At 28.1% G+C, this 2529-nt stretch carries 3 protein-coding genes; all 3 read left to right on the top strand.

From position 1 onward, the window contains the following. The coding region (locus QZZ11_RS00015; protein ID WP_292472313.1) for a DUF6311 domain-containing protein at positions 1-540 on the top strand (540 nt) is incomplete at its 5' end. 65 nt (positions 541-605) lie between these two features. Then, positions 606-1547: a hypothetical protein gene (locus QZZ11_RS00010; protein WP_292472310.1), complete on the top strand. Its 942-nt coding sequence runs from the start codon at positions 606-608 to the stop codon at positions 1545-1547. Positions 1548-1570: 23 nt separating this feature from the next. Then, positions 1571-2529, top strand: a 959-nt coding sequence (locus QZZ11_RS00005) for a mannose-1-phosphate guanylyltransferase (RefSeq protein WP_292472307.1), incomplete at its 3' end; no start/stop codon positions are given.

Raw genomic sequence — 2529 nt, 5'->3', positions numbered from 1 at the left:
CAACATCAGTTAGGTTGGGAAGCTTTTAGAAATGCTCGTTGGAATTTTCCAATAGGGCTACATGATGGCCTTATATACCCGAGCAAAATATCGGTTGTATATACTGACGCTATTCCAATTTTTGCAATTATTTTTAAATGTTTTTCTTCTGTTTTGCCGATTAATTTTCAATATATGGGAATATATGGTTTGTTGTGTTTTATATTACATGGTGGTTTTTCTGCGTTATTAGTTCATAAATTTATAAATAATATATTTATCAGTTTAATAAGTGTACCGCTATTTATATACAATTCTGTTTTAATTTATCGTATGTTTGCACATACAGCATTAGCTTCACAATGGATTATTTTAGCTGCATGGTGTATATGGATTTATAAAGATAGATTTATGTCATATAAAAAATTAGTTTTACTGTGGTCAATATTGATGTTTTTAGCACCTTGTATTCATATGTATTTTGTTCCTATGCTGGGATTAATGTTGTTATTTTTTGTATGTTTTACTATTACCAAACAAAAAAATTGCGACATGCTTTAATGATTTTTATTGTACCATGTATACTTGCAATTTTAGTGATATATGTTTTGGGAGCTTTTTATAATATGGGGGGAGATACATTAGGATTAGATTGTGACATATTTACTGTGAATTTAAATAATTTTATTAACCCTATATCAGTTGATCACAGCGGACGAGTATCATTATTTTTAAAACCTTTACAAGCTCATTTTGGAGCATATGAAGGCCGTTGTTATTTAGGATTGGGTTTAATTATTAGTTTAATATATATTGTATTTTATAATATATATTCTTATATTAAACATCATGATAAAAAATCTTATATTTCTTTACATCCAATGAGATTTTTTATATTATTGGTTTGTATAGTGTTATTTATATTATCATTGGGATTAACAGTTAGATTAGGAGAGACGAGTGCAGTAACTAAAATTTGGTATCCTATGTTTATAATAAAAATATTATCAATTTACAGATGTTTAGGAAGATTTATATGGCCTGTTTATTATATGATTTTTTTATATGTTATCAAGAAATATAAAGAAATCATGAAAAGCAAAATTAACTTTATTATTTGTATTACTTTATTAGTGTTAATAAATATATTAGATCATAGTGGGATGCTTATAGATTATCACAAATATTACGTTTCAGACTTTAAATATGAATCTTTGCTTACAGATCCAATTTGGGATAAAATAAAGAAAAATAAAAACCATATAATGCTTATGGATGACATGACGATTGATGACGTTTTAATTGATAACTGTTTAAAAATAGGGAAAGATTTGATTAAAAACGGCAATACATTAAATAAATTTTATTTAGCGAGATATCCAGAAGAAACTATAAATAAAAATACAATTGAGGTAGAAAAAGGATTATTAAATAGTCATCTAGATGACAATATGATATGTATTTACAAAGAAAATAGAGAAAATGATATATTTACTCAGTTTGAGGAAAATTTTGACGTTTATTACGCTAATGGTTATATTATAGTTTGTAATAAGGGTTATTTATAATTAAAAATAAAGAAGGTGTTAGTGTGAAAAAAACAGCAGTTATTATGGCGGGAGGAAAGGGTGAAAGGTTTTGGCCAAAGAGTAGGGTTAATTTGCCAAAGCAGTTTTTATCTCTTACTGATGACGGGTTAACAATGATACAACATACAGTGAAAAGACTGTTGCCTATGATTGAAATTGAAGATATTTTCATTGTTACTAATAAAAAATATGTTGATCTTGTGAAAACACAGTTGCCAGAAATATCTGAAGAAAATATTTTAGTTGAGCCTATTGGTAAAAATACTGCGCCGTGTATTGGATTTGCTACGACTGTGATAAATAGCCGATATGACGACGCAATAATGTTAGTTTTACCGTCTGATCATTTAATTAAAAATAATGAAATGTATATTGAAACATTAAAAAAAGCAATCAATATTGCGTCAGAAAACAGCAATCTAGTTACGATAGGTATTACACCGACATATCCTGAAACAGGTTATGGATACATACATTTTGAGAAAAATGAGTCTGAACAGGAAGGGTATATCGTCAAGGAATTTGTTGAGAAACCAGATATAGATAAAGCGAAGAGTTATCTTGATTCAGGGCAGTATTTATGGAACAGCGGAATGTTTGTTTGGAAAGTATCTAGCATAATGACAAATATAAAGCAATTTATGACAGAGATCTATGAAGGGTTGATAAAAATAAAAAATGTGATTAACACACAAAATTTTGACAGTGTATTACATCAATGTTTTGATAAATTTGATTCTGTTTCGATTGACTATGGAGTAATGGAAAAAGCAGTCAATATATATACAATACCTGGAAATTTTGGTTGGGATGATGTTGGTAGCTGGAGAGCTTTAGAACGTATTAACAAAACAGATGAAAATAACAATGTTATTAACGGCGACGTTATTGCAATAGATACTCAAAAAAGTGTTATTTCAGCGAATAAAAAATTGATAGCAGTGGCTGGATTAAATGATAT

Source organism: Methanosphaera sp. (genome assembly GCF_016282985.1).
Taxonomy (GTDB): Archaea; Methanobacteriota; Methanobacteria; order Methanobacteriales; family Methanobacteriaceae; genus Methanosphaera.
Note: the sequence above shows the minus strand (reverse complement) of the source record. Positions and strands in the feature narration are given on the sequence as shown.